Here is a 14,326-nt window from a genome sequence, read left to right on the forward strand (position 1 = left end):
TCAGGCTGTGGATGCCGTGCGCAAGTCTGAAGTACGCCACGACGCCCGCCTGAAGCGAACCAAATGGGCCTGGCTCACGGACATGGCCCGCTGGAGCAAAAAGCAGGATGAGGCCGTCTACGACCTGACCCGCTCCAACCTGAAGACCGCTCGTGCCTGGCGCATCAAAGAGGCCTTGCGTGACATCTTCCAGGCCAAGCCTGGTCGTGAACAAGCGGAAGGGTTACTGAAGCGATGGCACTCCTGGGCCAGACGCTGTCGGTTGGAACCGATGAAACAACTAGCTGCCACCATCAAGCGACACTGGGCCGGAGTCCTACAGGGCTTTGAAAGCGGCTTGAGCAATGGTTATGTCGAAGCCATGAACAGCCTGATCCAGGCGGCCAAGGCCCGTGCGCGCGGCTACGGCACGGCGAGCCACTTCATTGCCATCTGCTTTCTGATTGCCGGCAAGCTCAAGCATCTGCCAGCAAACCCGTTCCAGACGCCATTACAGAGAATGGTTGCAAGCTAATGTTCCACACAAAACGGAAGAGACCCATATTTAACCTTCTGGAAAATATGATCTTTTCCGGGTCGTGACATCAAACATGCGCCAGTGATGATTATCCGGCTGTTTTACAGGCGTCCGGATGACCTATAGAGGGATCCTGCTACGCGGCTGTGTATGATAATCGGGGTATAGTGGCCCTGTGAGTCACAAAGGAGGCAATCAGTGCCGGACCTGTTTTCTGACCTGGCCAACAACCGGGAGTCGCTGGGCCCGGGCACATGGCTGTTTCGCGGCTATGCCCTGGACGTCGGTGACCAATTATTGGAAGCCATAGGCCGTATCGCAGAAGTATCACCATTCCGGCGTATGAAAACCCCGGGTGGGCGTGAGATGTCGGCTGCCATGACCGGTTGCGGGGCCCGCAGTTGGGTTACCGACCGTCGGGGGTATCGATACAGTGAGCTGGACCCTGAGACGGGGCGTCACTGGCCGGCGATGCCAGCCCTGTTTTCCCGCCTGGCGGCGGATGTCGCTGACAGGGCAGGGTATCCCGGGTTCGGGCCGGACGTCTGTTTGGTCAATCGCTATCAGCCGGGCGCACGCATGGGGTTGCACCAGGATCGGGACGAGCAGGATTATCGCTGGCCGGTGGTGTCGGTCTCGCTGGGATTGCCGGCGACCTTTCTGTGGGGTGGGCTGCGACGGGGCGGTTCACCGGCAAGGCTTGTGCTCGAGCACGGCGATGTACTGGTTTGGGGGGGAGAAGACCGGCTGCGATACCATGGCATCGCGCCGGTCCCCGATGGCCGGTGTAAGGTCACCGGCCATGTTCGTTACAACCTGACTTTCCGCAGGGCGCTTTAATCAGGTGCGGCTGGTCACTTCCAGCAGGTGGTAACCAAACTGGGTTTTAACCGGGCCGATAACGGTGTTCAGTTCGCTGTTGAAAACGGCCTTGTCGAACTCCGGTACCATCTGGCCCGGGCCGAAGGATCCGAGATCTCCGCCGTTGCGACCTGACGGGCAACTGGAGTGCTGCTTGGCAACCTCGGCAAAGTCCTGGCCATTCTCAATGGCCTGCTTCAGTTCTTCGCACTTGGCTTCGCTTTCCACCAGGATGTGGCGGGCTGTCGCCTGGGTCATGTTCAGTATCCCTGTTCTGTGAATGAACCCGGAATGCTGCCCTTCCCGAAGGCGTCTGGCAAGTGTTTTTAGAACCTGCCAGCTGAATTCCTGGTACCTCTGCCAATTCGACCCTGAATCATCCTGGCCTTGCGCGAGCGTTGCCGGCCTGGTCAGCCTGCGGCAGGTCGATTCGGTCGGATGTGGAGTACGATCCACTGCTGGGCGTGACGGATCCCGCGTGCCACCGCCTTTGCAGTATTCCTGGCGGCCATCCGGGTATAGGCCCGGCGCAGCTCTACGGCGTTGTGCAGTACGGTGGAGGGGACGGGGTTAACTCTGGCGCGATCTTGCATACGTCTTACCTCCTGGTTGCATGGTTGTATTGCCTGATCGGGGCTGTGCAGCGGAGAAGGTAGCTTCCTGTCCGTCAGCACATGAGCATTGTGCGAGTTCTTATGCGCAGTTTAAATACGTTAAACTGCATAGTTCCGTTGCAGATATGCAGTAACAAACATCAATGACAGGACACCACCGATGGACTGGGATTACCTGAGATATGTGCACGCCCTCGCTAATGGCGGGACCCTGGCCAGGGCCGGGGAGTTGCTCGGTGTGCACCAGACCACGGTGCTGAGGCGGCTGGACCAGATGGAGGGCGACCTGGATACCCGGTTGTTTGAGCGAAACCGTGATGGCCTCGCCCTCACGCCGGCCGGTGAACTGGCGTATCGGGAAGCTGAGCGGCTGGCGATTGATATTGAAAACCTGGAGCGCCGGCTGGCAGGGCAGGAAACGGATCCGGAAGGGCGGGTGCGGGTTGCCACTACCGACAGTTTACTTAACGGACTGCTGGCGCCTCTGCTGGGCGAGCTGGTGGCGTCCTACCCGGGTCTTGACGTCGAGGCGGTTACCAGCACCGATGTGGCGGGACTGACGTTGAGGGACGCAGACCTGGTGCTGCGCCCCACCAATCAGCCCCAGGAAACCCTGGTCGGGCACCGGGTAGGCACCATCGAGTCTGCAATCTATGGCAGCCAGGGCTATGTTGAAAAGCAGCCCTTCGATGAATCTGACCTGCCAGGTGACCACGTATGGGTAATACCCGACGAAAGCTTTGTGCACCTGGCTACCGGGCGCTGGTACCGCCGCAATCTTCGGCGCGCCGGCTCGACGCTCCGGTGTAACAGCCTCTATGGCATGTTCAGCCTTGTCAGCAATGGTGGTGGATTGGGAGTCCTGCCCTGTTATCTTGGGGATGCGGCCCCGGAACTGGTCAGACTTTCTGACCCATTGGAAGGTGAAAGCATAGACCTGTGGCTGCTGGCCCACCAGGACCTCCGCAAGATGGCCCGGGTGAGGGTCGCGATGGATTTCCTGGCACAGCGGCTCCGGGACCGTCAGCGGCAGCTAGAAGGCCAGCCCTGACAGCCATCTTCGGCACTGGCTTTGCCTTTACCACCGCTGGCCAGTGGTAAAGTATCGGCGATATTGACTAACAGGACAGGAAGATGACGGCCCTGCGCCCCTCAACAAGAAGCGTACCCATGCCTCGTAGCGGGCCAGAGCCGGTGCCGGTTGCTCCGCTGGAGGCGGCAGAACGCCTGGCGGAATTCATTGATGACCACCCCCGGCTGATGGTGCTCACCGGTGCCGGGATCAGTACCGACTCGGGCATTCCCGACTACCGGGATGCCACCGGTGCCTGGAAGCGCCGGCAGCCGGTACAGCACCAGGCCTTCGTGGCGGACGCGAGTTTGCGGCAACGATACTGGGGACGTAGTTTGCTGGGCTGGCCGGTGATGCGTAATGCCAGGCCGAACCGTGCCCATGGTTATCTGGCGGAACTGGAAGCCAGGGGCCACGTGGGATTGCTCGTCACCCAGAACGTGGACCGGCTGCATCAGAAGGCAGGCAGCAGGGCGGTTGTCGATCTGCATGGCAGGGCGGACGAGGTGGTCTGTCTCAGTTGCGGCTATCGGTGCAGCCGAGACCAGGTGCACGACTGGTGTGCCCAGCTTAACCCGGACTTTCTTCAGTTCCGTGCCAGTGCCGCTCCGGACGGTGATGCCGACCTGGAAGTGGATTTTAGGCGCTTCCGGATTGCTGACTGCCCTCGGTGTCAGGGAATCCTGAAGCCTGATGTCGTCTTTTTCGGAGACTTTGTACCCAGGGACCGGGTCAGCCGTGCGATGGAGTGTCTGGGTTCAGCCGACGGTCTGCTGGTGGTCGGTTCGTCCCTGATGGTGTATTCCGGCCTTCGTTTTTGCCGTTATGGGCGGGACTGGGGCAAGCCCATGGCCGCGCTGAACCTGGGGCGCACCCGGGCTGACGACATGTTGAATTTGCGGCTCAACGCGCGTATTTCCGAAACCCTTGAGCTTTGCCTGCAGCAGCTGGATTCCGTCTGACAAACAAAAAAGGCCCGGCAGAAACTGCCGGGCCAAGACGACACTCTGCAAGCAGAGTGTTACCCCCAAAGGTCGCCGGGCTTCCTCCCGGCTTGAGCGAGCCGTCCATGGCTGCTGTGTTCTTCTAGAGCCCCCGGCTCAGAACAGCCTGGGTGACTGCATCATCGATAGAGCAGATCGGGCTTTCATGGCCAACCCAGGCATCGCCGCCAAAGTAATGCTGGAAGATCTTCTCAGCCGTGCGTGTGGCCAGCGCCTGGGTACTCAGGGTCGGGTTCGGGCCACCCAGGGAGTTGGGCAGTGCCGAGTTATCGGCAATGAACAGGCCCTGGACAGCCCGCGCTTCGCAGTTTTCGTCGAGTACCGAGTTGCGGGCGCTGTCACCCATGCGCATGGATGACTGCAGGTGCAGCAATACCGGGGCCCAGTCATTACGGACAATCTTCCGGGCACCGGCGGCACGCAGGATTTCCGCGGCACGGGTGGCAAGGTAATCCCGGTTACGCTGGGTTCGACGGGAGCGCCGGCGCTTGTCGATGCTGACCCGGGCGACGGGACCGTGGTCGTCGTTGAACACGCGGGACACATCCACCTTGTTCTGGTACTCCACGTCGGCGTCCGTCAGCACCAGGATGCTCATCTGACGGTTGATATCAGACATCATTTCCTTGAGCTCGGTACCATACAGCCGGCCTGCTTCGCCGTCCCAGGCTCCCTGGCCACCAAGGCCGTTGGTATAGGTGCCACGGATGCCGCTGTCGCTGTTGGTCAGGTTGTTGGCCTGGACACCGGGGGTGTTAGCGGTGTTCTGGATGGCACCGTAGCCCGGGAAGTCGGCACGGGAGGAGCAGGAGGTGCCCCTGGCGCCACCAACATCATGGTCAAATATGCCGGTCACCCAGTCCAGGGCGTGGTCGGTCAGGCCCCGGCCCACCCAGCCATTGGGGTCGGGAAGGTCGCTGTTCATCCATAGCCGCGGATTCTCGATGCAGCCGCCGGCCATGACCACGACCCTGGCATCTTCCGAGTGAACCTCACCGGTGTTAACGTCACGCCATTCCACGCCGGTGGCCCGCTGCATGCGACGGCCCCACTGGCGATCCGACAGAATGCGGGTGACATAGGCATCGCTGACCAGGGTGATGGCCTTGCCGCCCGGCTTCCACAGGTCAGCCGTCAGTGCCATCGGCGTGTAGCTGTTATCCGTGGAGCGGCGGGCTTTCAGATTGCGGGGCGCGCCCTTGGGCAGCATGCAACCCTGGAAACAGTGACCGCAAAGGGTACAACCCGTAGCGTTCGGGTAGTTCAGCTGGGACGGATCGCTGGTTCGGCCAGCGGTACCGCCGGGCTGCAGGATCGCGTTCTCCTGGGGGCGGAAGCCGGCGTGGGTAATGTCCTTGCCGGTAATCGGGCTCAGCCCTGCCGCCTCGGCCGCCTGGAAAAAGGCTTGTTCCTTGGTGCCCATGGCTGCTGTCTGCACCGGCAGGGTCGCCTCGGTCCATTCGTAGTAGCGACGCATTTCGTCGTACCCGAACGGGAACTTGTGGCGGTGATCGTACATGCCACGGTCGCGGCCGCGGTAGTCCGCGAATACGCCGGGCATGGCCCTGGGGCTGTTGCCATAATAGTGGAGGGTAGTGCCGCCGACACCGGCCACCTGGGAGAAACTGCCGGGAGTGGTCAGCTCACGGAACCAGGCGGGCTTGGCCGGATCGGCCGGGCCGAACCGCAGCTTGCCGGTCAGGGAGCTGTTCATGTGGTTTTCCAGCGCAGACCATTCCTGCTCCGGCTTTGCGTGCCGGGCGCCCGCTTCTAGTACCAGGACATTCAGGCCGCGCTCGGCCAGTTCCTTTGCGACCACCGGGCCACCGCCACCGGCGCCAATAATGATTACATCACGCATCAGACACTCCTCCGTCCCTGGTAATAACCGATAAAGTCATCGCTGCCGATACCGCTGGGCGGCGCATCAGGCGCGTACTGGCTGAGTACCCAGCCGAGCGGGCGCTGGACCACTTCGCGGGTCTGGGGGTTGAAGACGGCGAACTCGCAGTAGCTGCCGAAGCCGGCGATACGTAGCATGAACGCAACCATGGACGAGAGGACGCCTGGTGTTGCCTCCCGGTAATCCCGGTCGGGGATGTTCCAGGTGATAGCGCGTTTGAGCCAGGAGTGTTCGCTTTCCAGCTCTTCGAATACTTTCGCTTTCTGCTCCCAGCTCAGGTTGGCGAACGGGGACGGGAACGGCCCATCGACGCTGCCGGCCACCCGGGTGGCTGCAAGGTTAATCAGCAGGGCGACCAGCACAGAATTGGACACCTCGCCTTCCAGGTAGTCTGTAAACGAGCTATTAAGGTTTTCAAGGAGGTATTCGCCGTTTTCGCCCACATCTTCCGAGGCCATCTCAGGAATATCCATGGGCTTAACGGCGAGGTACGTGGCAATGGAGGCCAGCAACTGGTTCATGAAGCCGGCGGGTACCGGAACCAGGAGGTCGGTGCCACCGGACAGGTAGAGGTCTGCACGGGTAGTGATGCCGCCGGGGTACGGGGTGCTTACTCCCTGGTGCTCGGAATAGGGGTCATTGCCCGGAACGCCAAAAGCGATCATGGCGAAGAAGGTATCGTTTCGCAGCTGATCCAGTGCAGTACGAAGTTGCTCCACCGTCCATTCTACGGGTGGTGCATTTTCCTGCGGGTTGTCACGACCCCAGCGGCCTCTGCCTTTCCCTCTCCCTTTGCCACGCCCCCAGTGGGCGAAAGCCATGCCGGGATTGAGTGCAGCGGCGGCGCCGAGTACGCCAGAGCCGATCAGTAGCTGTCGCCTCCCGGAGCTGATCGGCGAATTCGTCGGTTTGGTTTCAGACACAAGCACCTCCCTCGCGGTTTATCCGGGCCCACGGCTGTGCCGGCCGGGGTCCTGTTCTTATTGGGAAAACTGTCTTCCCTGCAGTGGCGAAATAGTGTTTCTCCAGTGGCGGTACCCGACCGGCCGCGAAGCTGGTCAGTCAGGCAACGGCTTGGGAGATGGTAATGCCTGTTTAAGACAAAACCAGTAAATGTCTCGAAAAATAAGACACGCCTAACACTAATTACGGGTAGTTGAGACTCAGTTTGCATTTGCACCGCGAACACCGGTGAGTGGGGAAACCCGGTCGGCAAGAAATGTGTCGCTCAGGTAGTCAGATTCCTCAGGGGCCTTTACGGAAACTTTACGGGTTGCCAAACATGGGTTTACACGGCCGGGGGTAAGGTGTGGCTATGGCCGTAGTGGCCTCGCAAGAGCAACAGGAAAAGGAGATCAACCATGAAAACCCTGCTGATTGCCGTGTTAACTGTTGGCCTGCTGGGCGCGAGTACGCTTGCCCTGGCAGACCCGGGGCGCAGTGAGGCCGGACTTCTCAAGGCCCATGACCGCCATGACGGGTACCTGTCCCAGGGCGTGCAACGTCTGCAGCCGGCCCACCGTGGGCGCGGGCACCAAAGGCATCGTCATTATCAAAAGGGGCCTAAATGGCACCAGGGGCACCGGTATCACGACCGGCATTACCGGGACGACCGGCGTCGCTATCGTGAGGGGCACCACAAGCACCCCAGGTATCAAAGGCACTACAGGCACTACAGGCCGTACCAGGACCATTACCGCCGTGGTTCGTTCTTCGGAATTGGCGATGGTAAGAGCGGGGTAGTCATCTGGACGAAATAGAATGCCACCCGCGTTCTGACCTCGTACTCGCATCGCCACAAGGCGTGGTATCGAGGTCGGACGGCCTCTTTCCGGGTCATAGCTAACCTTGCTTCTTGCCATTGATTGTCTCTAATTTAAAAATCCTCCATATCGGTCTATTTTTGTACAAATGATGGTCGGCAGTTTAGCCGTCAATGTGCAAAAGAGTTTCAGGAGGCACAGATTCATGGAACTGGTAAAGCAGTCTGGCAAGGTATCACTGTCTGGACGCAGTTCGCTGCAGGCGTATCTGGGGGAGCTGTTGGCACAGGCGGGTATCGAGGTGGGTGGTGACCGGCCCTGGGACATGCAGGTGAATAGTCCGGATGTGGCAGAGCGAATTTTCACCGAGGGTAGCCTGGGCCTCGGGGAAAGCTATATGGAGGGTGCCTGGGAGGTTCAGGCGCTGGATGAGTTTATCCACCGGGTGCTAAGGGCAAAGCTCCACAGGGAAGTCAGGCCCACCCGGGTGCTGCTGCATTACCTGAAGGCCCGGTTGTTCAATCGCCAGACCGTCTCCCGCGCAAAGGAGGTAGGTAAGCAGCACTATGACCTGGGGAATGACTTCTACCGGGCCATGCTGGACCCCCGTATGACCTACACCTGTGGCTATTGGCGGGATGCCACTACGCTAACGCAGGCACAGGAAGCAAAGCTGGACCTGGTCTGCCGCAAGCTTCAACTGGAACCCGGAATGCGGGTACTGGATATCGGGTGTGGCTGGGGCAGCTTCATGGCCTACGCCGCCGAGCACTATGGCGTCGAGTGCGTGGGGCTGACGATTTCCCGGGAGCAGGCGGACCTGGCCCGGCAGATGTATCCCGACCTGCCCCTGGATTTCCGCCTGCAGGATTACCGGGATGTTGACGAGACATTCGACCGCCTCGTCAGTATCGGTATGTTCGAGCATGTGGGTAACAAGAATTACCGGACCTATATGGAGGTTGCTCACCGGAGCCTGAAAGATGGCGGCCTGTTCCTGCTGCACACCATTGGCAAGAATGAACGGGCGCCGCATTCCGATCCCTGGATGGACAAGTACATTTTCCCCAACGGTGAGCTTCCATCCATCGGACAGATCGGTGATGCGGTAGATAACCTGTTTGTGGTGGAAGATCTGCACAATTTCGGTGCCGACTATGATCGCACCCTGATGGCCTGGTACCGCAACTTCGAGGCGGCCTGGCCCCGTTTTGCCGGGGAGCTTGGGGATCGCTTTTTCCGCATGTGGCGATTCTACCTGCTGTCCTGTGCCGGCGCCTTTCGCGCACGGGATCTGCAGGTTTGGCAGTGGGTCCTGTCGAAGGGCGGCCATGAAGGCGTCTACCCGCGTGTAACATGATTAATGTCCCGGATTCCCGGAATTTGCGTTGCTCTATGGAACTGTAACCCGCCCTGTGCGAGGCTGTGGCGCTATTCGGGGTAACCTGTGTTGTGCGCCCACCGGGTTGTTGACACCAGGATACCTCGCTCCCCAGTTAGCGTGATCGAGGAGTATCGTTAATGGCGGCCGGTCCGGTAGATTCCCGCGAATTCCTGTTTCAGCTGTTCGACGTGCTGGATACTGGCGCCCTGGTGGCCCGGCCCCGGTACCAGGAGCATTCCGTTAACTCCCTGAGGGCAGTGGTAGACACCTTTACCCGCCTTGCCGAAGGCCGAAGTGGAGCCGGCGATGGCCAGGCAGAGGCCCTGGCCGATGGCTCTGTTGGCGTGGTCCCGGAGGCGATACTGACCCTGGGTAATGGTCTGTACCAGGCTGACGGACAGCACAGTCGCTTGTTCAGAACCCGCTCGGAAGACCTGGCAGGCAGACCCATGGCCGTTGCGCTGTCTGTCTGGCAGAGCTTCCGTCGTACCTTGTCCGGCGCAGGGAAGGCGCAGCTGGATACGCCAGAGTCGGCGGACCTCCGTGGTCGCCTGCTGCAGGCCAAGAGCCGCTCAGAGGCTGGCCTCGCCATGGTGCTTTATAGCGCCTCGCTGGTGGAGGACATTCAGAGCCATCCGAACCCTTCCCGCCGGGAAACCGGGGAGCGCCTGCTGGCCTTCCTTGAGCCGGTGCTGGCCTGGTGGCCACTGCACGCGGCCTGGCAGGCTTCCGTTGCGCTCGGGGGCGCGATGCAGGCTCCTGACCCGGAAACCGCCAACCGCCATGCCCGGGAGTTCCTTGGGCAGCGAGTATGGGCCCACCAGAGCCACGGCCTGCAGTTGTTTCTGCAAACCTTGCAGAAAGACCTGGAAGCCGCGGTTACCGAAGATACCCGGCAATGGGCGCTTTCGCTCAGTGAGACCCTGCAACGGGCGGTAAAGGTGACCCAGTCGCTGGGCAGGGACCTGCAGGCTGGTTCCTCGCAGCGGATACTGGCTAACGCGGGGCGTTACCTGCACCTGTTCGGAGAAATGCTGGCGGGTTGGATGTGGCTGAGACAGGCCAATGCAGCGGCCCGGCGACTACCGGACGCCGGGCCTGAGGAAGAGGCCTTCCTGCTCGGCAAGATGCAGGCTGCCCGGTACTTTTTCCACTGGACGCTACCGGAAGTGGCCCAGGACCTGGTGTTGCTGCAAAACCAGGATACGACCTGCCTGGATATGAGGGCAGCCTGGTTCTGAGTACTTGCCCCGATAGCGTGGCAGTGTCAGGCAAAGACGCCGATCAGGATGATGCCGAGGATGATGCGGTAGGCCACGAAGGGCATCATGCCGATGCGCTTGATAAACGCCAGGAAATAATGAATACACAGGTAGGCCGAGATACCGGACAGGGCAATTCCGGCAGCCATGGCTTCCCACTGGACGGGTTGCGAGGTTTCTGCCAGTGACTTGATCTGCAGGCCGCAGGCCAGCACGATCACCGGAATCGACAAAAGAAACGAAAAACGGGAGGCGGCTTCCCGGTTCATGCCCATGAGCAGCGCAGCGGTGATGGTGATACCGGAACGGGACGTGCCGGGGAAAAGGGCAAGGGCCTGGGCGCAACCGATAACCAGGACGTCTTTCCAGTTGATCTGTGCCTCGGTGCGATGGCCGCGGCGGCGCAGGTCGGCCCAGGCCAGCACAATGCCAAATACGATCAGGCCAGCGGCCAGGTACAGGGGCGATCTGAGTACGGTTTCAATGGTGTCCTTGAAAGCCAGCCCTGCCAGTCCTACCGGAATGGTGCCAAATAGTACTGCCCATGCAAGGCGTGCGTCTTCGTCCGGCTGGCGGGTCCGCAGAGAACGGAACCAGCTGCCCGTCATGGTGATGAGGTCACGACGGAAATAAAGCACCACCGCCAGCAGGCTGCCCAGGTGCAGTGCGACGTCGAACGCCAACCCCTGGTCCTGCCAGTTGGTCATTACCGGTACCAGGATCAGGTGGGCCGATGATGATATCGGCAGGAACTCGGAAATGCCCTGTACCAGGGATAGGATGACAACCTGAAGCCAGTCCATGGTAAGTCCTGTTGGCGGTAAGATCGGGTGGTAGTCTGTCGAAAGCCGGCTATTCTAAACAAAAAGAGACAATAACAAACAGTGAACAGAAGGACACAGGCAAGGGTATGGCCAATCCGAGACCGGTACTGGAAACGTCCCTCCGCGAAAAACTTACCGACTATATGCTCCAGCAGCAAATCGTTGAACTGGTTTACCGTGACTCCTCCGGTCAGGTTCAGGTGGTACATTCACGTATAAGAGACCTTTTCACCCGTCCGGGGGGAGACTTCGTGGCCCTTGAAAAGGGCGTTCTGCTGGCTGTGGACCATATTCTGATTATCGATGGTCATAACCTGAACGGTTATTGATTACCGGTAATGCCAGGGCAATGCAAAATACATTCATCCTGTCCTAGTATCGTTGTTGATCACACATTGGCGTGAACCACGTCCCGCAAAGGGCGTCGTGATGCCGTGCTCTCACCAACCAAAAGGGATGACCAATGAAAAAGCTGACGCTGAGTTTCTTCACACTGATGCTGCTTCTGGGGCTGGCCGGTTGCAGCGATGACAGCGACGAAGGTGCCGATTTCGAACAGGCTGCCGATAACGCCGAAGAGATGGCTGAAGATGCAGCCAGCGCAACCGAGGAGACCTTTGAGGATGCGACCGGCACCCAGGAAGGCCCGATAGAAGGGGCAGCGGAATCCGCCTCTGACGCCGCCGATGAAGTCGGCGAAGAAATCGACGAAGCCGGCGAAGAGATTGGTGAATCCATGGAAAAGGCCGGTGAGGAAATGGAAGAGGCCGGGGATGAAATCGTTCAATAAATAGTTATTGCTGAGTGTTGAATGGGCAGCCACCCGGTCAGGGTGCCTGCCCTTTTTTCGTCATGGAACTGCCGATACATCCGGTGGTCACGGTTTTGTCTGCTAACTGACAAATAAGCGTCACAGAACCGTAAGATTCCGTTGTCATTCTCAGGTTTCCACCCATCCCGATGATCAGATGTGAGAGAAACCATGAAGGACCACCACGAACTCAGCCAGATCAAGCTTGACCCGGAACACGAACCCGTCAGAAACCACACTGACAACCTGCCGTTTCATCAGGTGCTGGCTGCCCGTATGCAGCGCCGGACGGTGATGAAAGGTACCATGGGTGCTGCCCTGGCCGGTTTCATGGGGCTGTCCCTTGTCGGCTGCGGTAGCGACAGTGACGATGACGACGAGTCAGGCGATCCTGCTGAGGGTGGCGGTTCCGCTGCACTTACCCTGGGCTTCGAGCCCGTTTCCCCCACAGATGCCAATCAGGTTACGGTGCCAGCCGGCTATACGGCATCCGTGTTCCTGCCGTGGGGCACACCGCTGGCTGGTGGCTACCCGGAATTCGATCCTCAGGGCAACAACACCGGGGCCCAGCAGGAGCAGCAGGTGGGTATGCATCATGACGGCATGCATTTCTTCCCCATCGACGTGAATGAAGGCGGTAACAGTTCTGCCGAGGGGCTGCTGGTTATCAACCATGAGTACATCGACCAGGGCGCAGCCCACCCCGCAGGACCGACGACCCTGGCGGACGGTAGCCGGCCAGCGGATGAAGTTCGCAAGGAAATTGCCGCTCACGGTGTCTCCGTGGCCCATATCCGCCGCAGTAGCGATGGCATCTGGGACCTGGTGCACGGCAGTGCCTACAACCGCCGCGTAACGGGCGGAACCCCTATGGCATTGCAGGGTCCGGTACGCGGCTCTGAAAAGGTGGTCACGCCCTACAGCCCGGACGGAACCCGCACGCGGGGTACACTCAATAACTGCTCTATGGGGCCGACACCCTGGAACACCTACCTGACCGCCGAGGAGAACTGGCACGGTTACTTCGTGTGTCGTGATGAACCCATGCCGAAAGAGTATGCCCGTGCCGGCGTAGGTACCGAATCACGGTACGACTGGGAACTGGCCGATAACGGTGCCGATGAATACGTGCGTTTTGATGCGACCCGAACCGGGGGTTCTGCCACTGAGGATTACCGGAACGAGCCCAACACTTTCGGTTTCATGGTGGAGATTGATCCCTTTGATCCGGAAGGCACGCCCCAGAAGCGTACCGCCCTTGGCAAGTTCGGCCATGAGGGCGTGATCTTTGCGCCTGCCGTGGAAGGGCAGCCCGTCGTATGCTATTCCGGCGATGACCGCCGCTTCGAATACATCTACAAGTTTGTTTCTGCGCAACCTTACCGGGCTGACACCGCTGATGGCAGCCTGCTGGATACCGGTACATTGTACGTGGCCCGCTTCAACGAAGATGGCTCCGGTGAGTGGCTGCCGCTGTCTCTGGATGATGCGGGATTTGTGGAGAAAATGAACGCTGCCGTTGGCTCCAGGGTCGGCGACATCCAGTTTGATGAGGCCTTCTCGGACCAGGCCGATCTGTTGCTGAACACCCGGCTGGCTGCCGATATTGCAGGGGCGACGCCCATGGACCGTCCGGAGTGGGGCGCCGTGGATCCGGAAACCGGAGAGGTATACTTCACCCTCACCAACAACTCACAGCGCACTGAAGATGACGTCAATGCTGCGAACCCCAACGGCCCGAACCCCAATGGCCACATCATTCGCTGGGCAGAGGCGGGTGGCAACCATGCCGCGACGACTTTTGACTGGGATATCTTCGTCTTTGCCGGGGAGAGCGGAACACAGACCGTCGTCGGAGACAGCGTCCTGGTGGAACTGGATCAGAGCAACCTGTTCAACAGCCCGGACGGCCTGTGGTTCGACGGCGACCGGCGCCTGTGGATCCAGACTGACGGACGCTGGGGCGAGCCCTGGGGCAACAACATGATGCTGGCGGCGAACCCGGATACCCGGGAGATCAAGCGCTTCCTGGTGGGCCCCACCAATTGTGAAGTGACCGGGGTCGTTACCACACCGGATCAGACTTCCATGTTCGTGGGTATCCAGCACCCTGCTGCCTGGCCCGCCGATGCCGCTGAGGGCCACTCACGTTCATCGGTAGTGGTCGTCACCCGCGAAGGCGGCGGCGTTATCGGCGCCTGATCCGGATTAAGGCAGCTCTCCAATAAGGCCGGCCGGCATACGGGCCGGCCTTTTGCGCTGAGCGGACGCTGAAAGAACGGCTGGCCTGTAAAACCACGTAAAATGTAGT

At 60.1% G+C, this 14,326-nt stretch carries 15 protein-coding genes; 10 read left to right on the forward strand and 5 right to left on the reverse strand.

Translation table 11 applies throughout. From position 1 onward, the window contains the following. Together MLC59_RS16520 and alkB are read left to right on the forward strand one after the other, a co-directional pair. Nucleotides 1–514 (forward strand): transposase (locus MLC59_RS16520; protein ID WP_248236509.1); only part of this gene is annotated, 514 nt, incomplete at its 5' end. 201 nt (nucleotides 515–715) lie between these two features. Continuing rightward, entirely contained in the window at nucleotides 716–1,357 is a 642-nt protein-coding gene (alkB, locus tag MLC59_RS16525) for a DNA oxidative demethylase AlkB (protein WP_248236510.1), read from the forward strand. Here the strand turns inward: alkB and MLC59_RS16530 are convergent, their stop codons facing one another. Then, complete coding sequence (locus MLC59_RS16530) at nucleotides 1,358–1,636, reverse strand: peptidylprolyl isomerase (protein WP_248236511.1); 279 nt, start codon at nucleotides 1,634–1,636, stop codon at nucleotides 1,358–1,360. 152 nt (nucleotides 1,637–1,788) lie between these two features. Next, nucleotides 1,789–1,971, reverse strand: coding sequence for a hypothetical protein (locus MLC59_RS16535; RefSeq protein ID WP_248236512.1), 183 nt, complete (start codon nucleotides 1,969–1,971; stop codon nucleotides 1,789–1,791). Nucleotides 1,972–2,152: 181 nt separating this feature from the next. On the opposite strand from MLC59_RS16535, the gene MLC59_RS16540 reads away from it, so the two are divergent. Continuing rightward, entirely contained in the window at nucleotides 2,153–3,043 is an 891-nt protein-coding gene (locus MLC59_RS16540; protein WP_248236513.1) for a LysR family transcriptional regulator, read from the forward strand. An 83-nt stretch (nucleotides 3,044–3,126) separates the two neighbouring features. After that, nucleotides 3,127–4,026, forward strand: a complete 900-nt coding sequence (locus tag MLC59_RS16545; RefSeq protein ID WP_427901738.1) for an NAD-dependent protein deacetylase — start codon at nucleotides 3,127–3,129, stop codon at nucleotides 4,024–4,026. Between the two features lie 124 nt (nucleotides 4,027–4,150). Here the strand turns inward: MLC59_RS16545 and MLC59_RS16550 are convergent, their stop codons facing one another. Both MLC59_RS16550 and MLC59_RS16555 read right to left on the reverse strand, forming a co-directional pair. Then, nucleotides 4,151–5,929, reverse strand: coding sequence for a GMC family oxidoreductase N-terminal domain-containing protein (locus MLC59_RS16550; RefSeq protein ID WP_248236514.1), 1,779 nt, complete (start codon nucleotides 5,927–5,929; stop codon nucleotides 4,151–4,153). Beyond that, nucleotides 5,929–6,894, reverse strand: coding sequence for a hypothetical protein (locus tag MLC59_RS16555; protein WP_248236515.1), 966 nt, complete (start codon nucleotides 6,892–6,894; stop codon nucleotides 5,929–5,931). The genes MLC59_RS16550 and MLC59_RS16555 overlap by 1 nt, the downstream gene beginning before the upstream one ends. 438 nt (nucleotides 6,895–7,332) lie before the next feature. On the opposite strand from MLC59_RS16555, the gene MLC59_RS16560 reads away from it, so the two are divergent. The 3 genes from MLC59_RS16560 (at nucleotide 7,333) to MLC59_RS16570 (ending at nucleotide 10,359) form a co-directional block, all read left to right on the forward strand. Continuing rightward, nucleotides 7,333–7,731 carry a hypothetical protein gene (locus MLC59_RS16560; RefSeq protein WP_248236516.1) on the forward strand — a complete coding sequence of 133 codons (399 nt, stop codon included), beginning with the start codon at nucleotides 7,333–7,335 and terminating at the stop codon, nucleotides 7,729–7,731. A gap of 208 nt (nucleotides 7,732–7,939) precedes the next feature. Next, on the forward strand, nucleotides 7,940–9,094 hold the full coding sequence (gene cfa, locus MLC59_RS16565; RefSeq protein ID WP_248236517.1) for a cyclopropane fatty acyl phospholipid synthase: 1,155 nt from the start codon (nucleotides 7,940–7,942) through the stop codon (nucleotides 9,092–9,094). 161 nt (nucleotides 9,095–9,255) lie between these two features. Further along, a complete protein-coding gene (locus MLC59_RS16570; protein ID WP_248236518.1) occupies nucleotides 9,256–10,359 on the forward strand; it encodes an acyl-CoA dehydrogenase C-terminal domain-containing protein in 1,104 nt (367 codons plus the stop codon). Between the two features lie 26 nt (nucleotides 10,360–10,385). Here MLC59_RS16570 and MLC59_RS16575 read toward each other — a convergent pair whose 3' ends face one another. Then, entirely contained in the window at nucleotides 10,386–11,183 is a 798-nt protein-coding gene (locus MLC59_RS16575; protein ID WP_248236519.1) for an undecaprenyl-diphosphate phosphatase, read from the reverse strand. Between the two features lie 107 nt (nucleotides 11,184–11,290). Between MLC59_RS16575 and MLC59_RS16580 the strand changes: the two genes are divergently transcribed. From MLC59_RS16580 to MLC59_RS16590, 3 genes are all read left to right on the forward strand, one after another. After that, nucleotides 11,291–11,533, forward strand: coding sequence for a hypothetical protein (locus tag MLC59_RS16580; RefSeq protein ID WP_248236520.1), 243 nt, complete (start codon nucleotides 11,291–11,293; stop codon nucleotides 11,531–11,533). Between the two features lie 134 nt (nucleotides 11,534–11,667). After that, entirely contained in the window at nucleotides 11,668–11,994 is a 327-nt protein-coding gene (locus tag MLC59_RS16585; protein ID WP_248236521.1) for a hypothetical protein, read from the forward strand. Nucleotides 11,995–12,186: 192 nt separating this feature from the next. Further along, nucleotides 12,187–14,217, forward strand: coding sequence for a PhoX family protein (locus tag MLC59_RS16590; RefSeq protein WP_248236522.1), 2,031 nt, complete (start codon nucleotides 12,187–12,189; stop codon nucleotides 14,215–14,217). Nucleotides 14,218–14,326: the final 109 nt, after the last annotated feature.

This window comes from Marinobacter bryozoorum (assembly GCF_023156245.1).
GTDB classification, from domain to species: domain Bacteria; phylum Pseudomonadota; class Gammaproteobacteria; order Pseudomonadales; family Oleiphilaceae; genus Marinobacter; species Marinobacter bryozoorum.

What these genes read in the sequence shown, in the direction of transcription:
- MLC59_RS16530 (WP_248236511.1), bottom strand. Translation starts at nt 1,636, where the DNA reads ATGACCCAGGCGACAGCCCGCCACATCCTGGTGGAAAGCGAAGCCAAG.
- MLC59_RS16535 (WP_248236512.1), bottom strand. Translation starts at nt 1,971, where the DNA reads ATGCAAGATCGCGCCAGAGTTAACCCCGTCCCCTCCACCGTACTGCAC.
- MLC59_RS16570 (WP_248236518.1), top strand. Translation starts at nt 9,256, where the DNA reads ATGGCGGCCGGTCCGGTAGATTCCCGCGAATTCCTGTTTCAGCTGTTC.
- MLC59_RS16575 (WP_248236519.1), bottom strand. Translation starts at nt 11,183, where the DNA reads ATGGACTGGCTTCAGGTTGTCATCCTATCCCTGGTACAGGGCATTTCC.
- MLC59_RS16545 (WP_427901738.1), top strand. Translation starts at nt 3,127, where the DNA reads ATGACGGCCCTGCGCCCCTCAACAAGAAGCGTACCCATGCCTCGTAGC.
- MLC59_RS16590 (WP_248236522.1), top strand. Translation starts at nt 12,187, where the DNA reads ATGAAGGACCACCACGAACTCAGCCAGATCAAGCTTGACCCGGAACAC.
- MLC59_RS16585 (WP_248236521.1), top strand. Translation starts at nt 11,668, where the DNA reads ATGAAAAAGCTGACGCTGAGTTTCTTCACACTGATGCTGCTTCTGGGG.
- MLC59_RS16580 (WP_248236520.1), top strand. Translation starts at nt 11,291, where the DNA reads ATGGCCAATCCGAGACCGGTACTGGAAACGTCCCTCCGCGAAAAACTT.
- MLC59_RS16550 (WP_248236514.1), bottom strand. Translation starts at nt 5,929, where the DNA reads ATGCGTGATGTAATCATTATTGGCGCCGGTGGCGGTGGCCCGGTGGTC.
- cfa (WP_248236517.1), top strand. Translation starts at nt 7,940, where the DNA reads ATGGAACTGGTAAAGCAGTCTGGCAAGGTATCACTGTCTGGACGCAGT.
- MLC59_RS16560 (WP_248236516.1), top strand. Translation starts at nt 7,333, where the DNA reads ATGAAAACCCTGCTGATTGCCGTGTTAACTGTTGGCCTGCTGGGCGCG.
- MLC59_RS16540 (WP_248236513.1), top strand. Translation starts at nt 2,153, where the DNA reads ATGGACTGGGATTACCTGAGATATGTGCACGCCCTCGCTAATGGCGGG.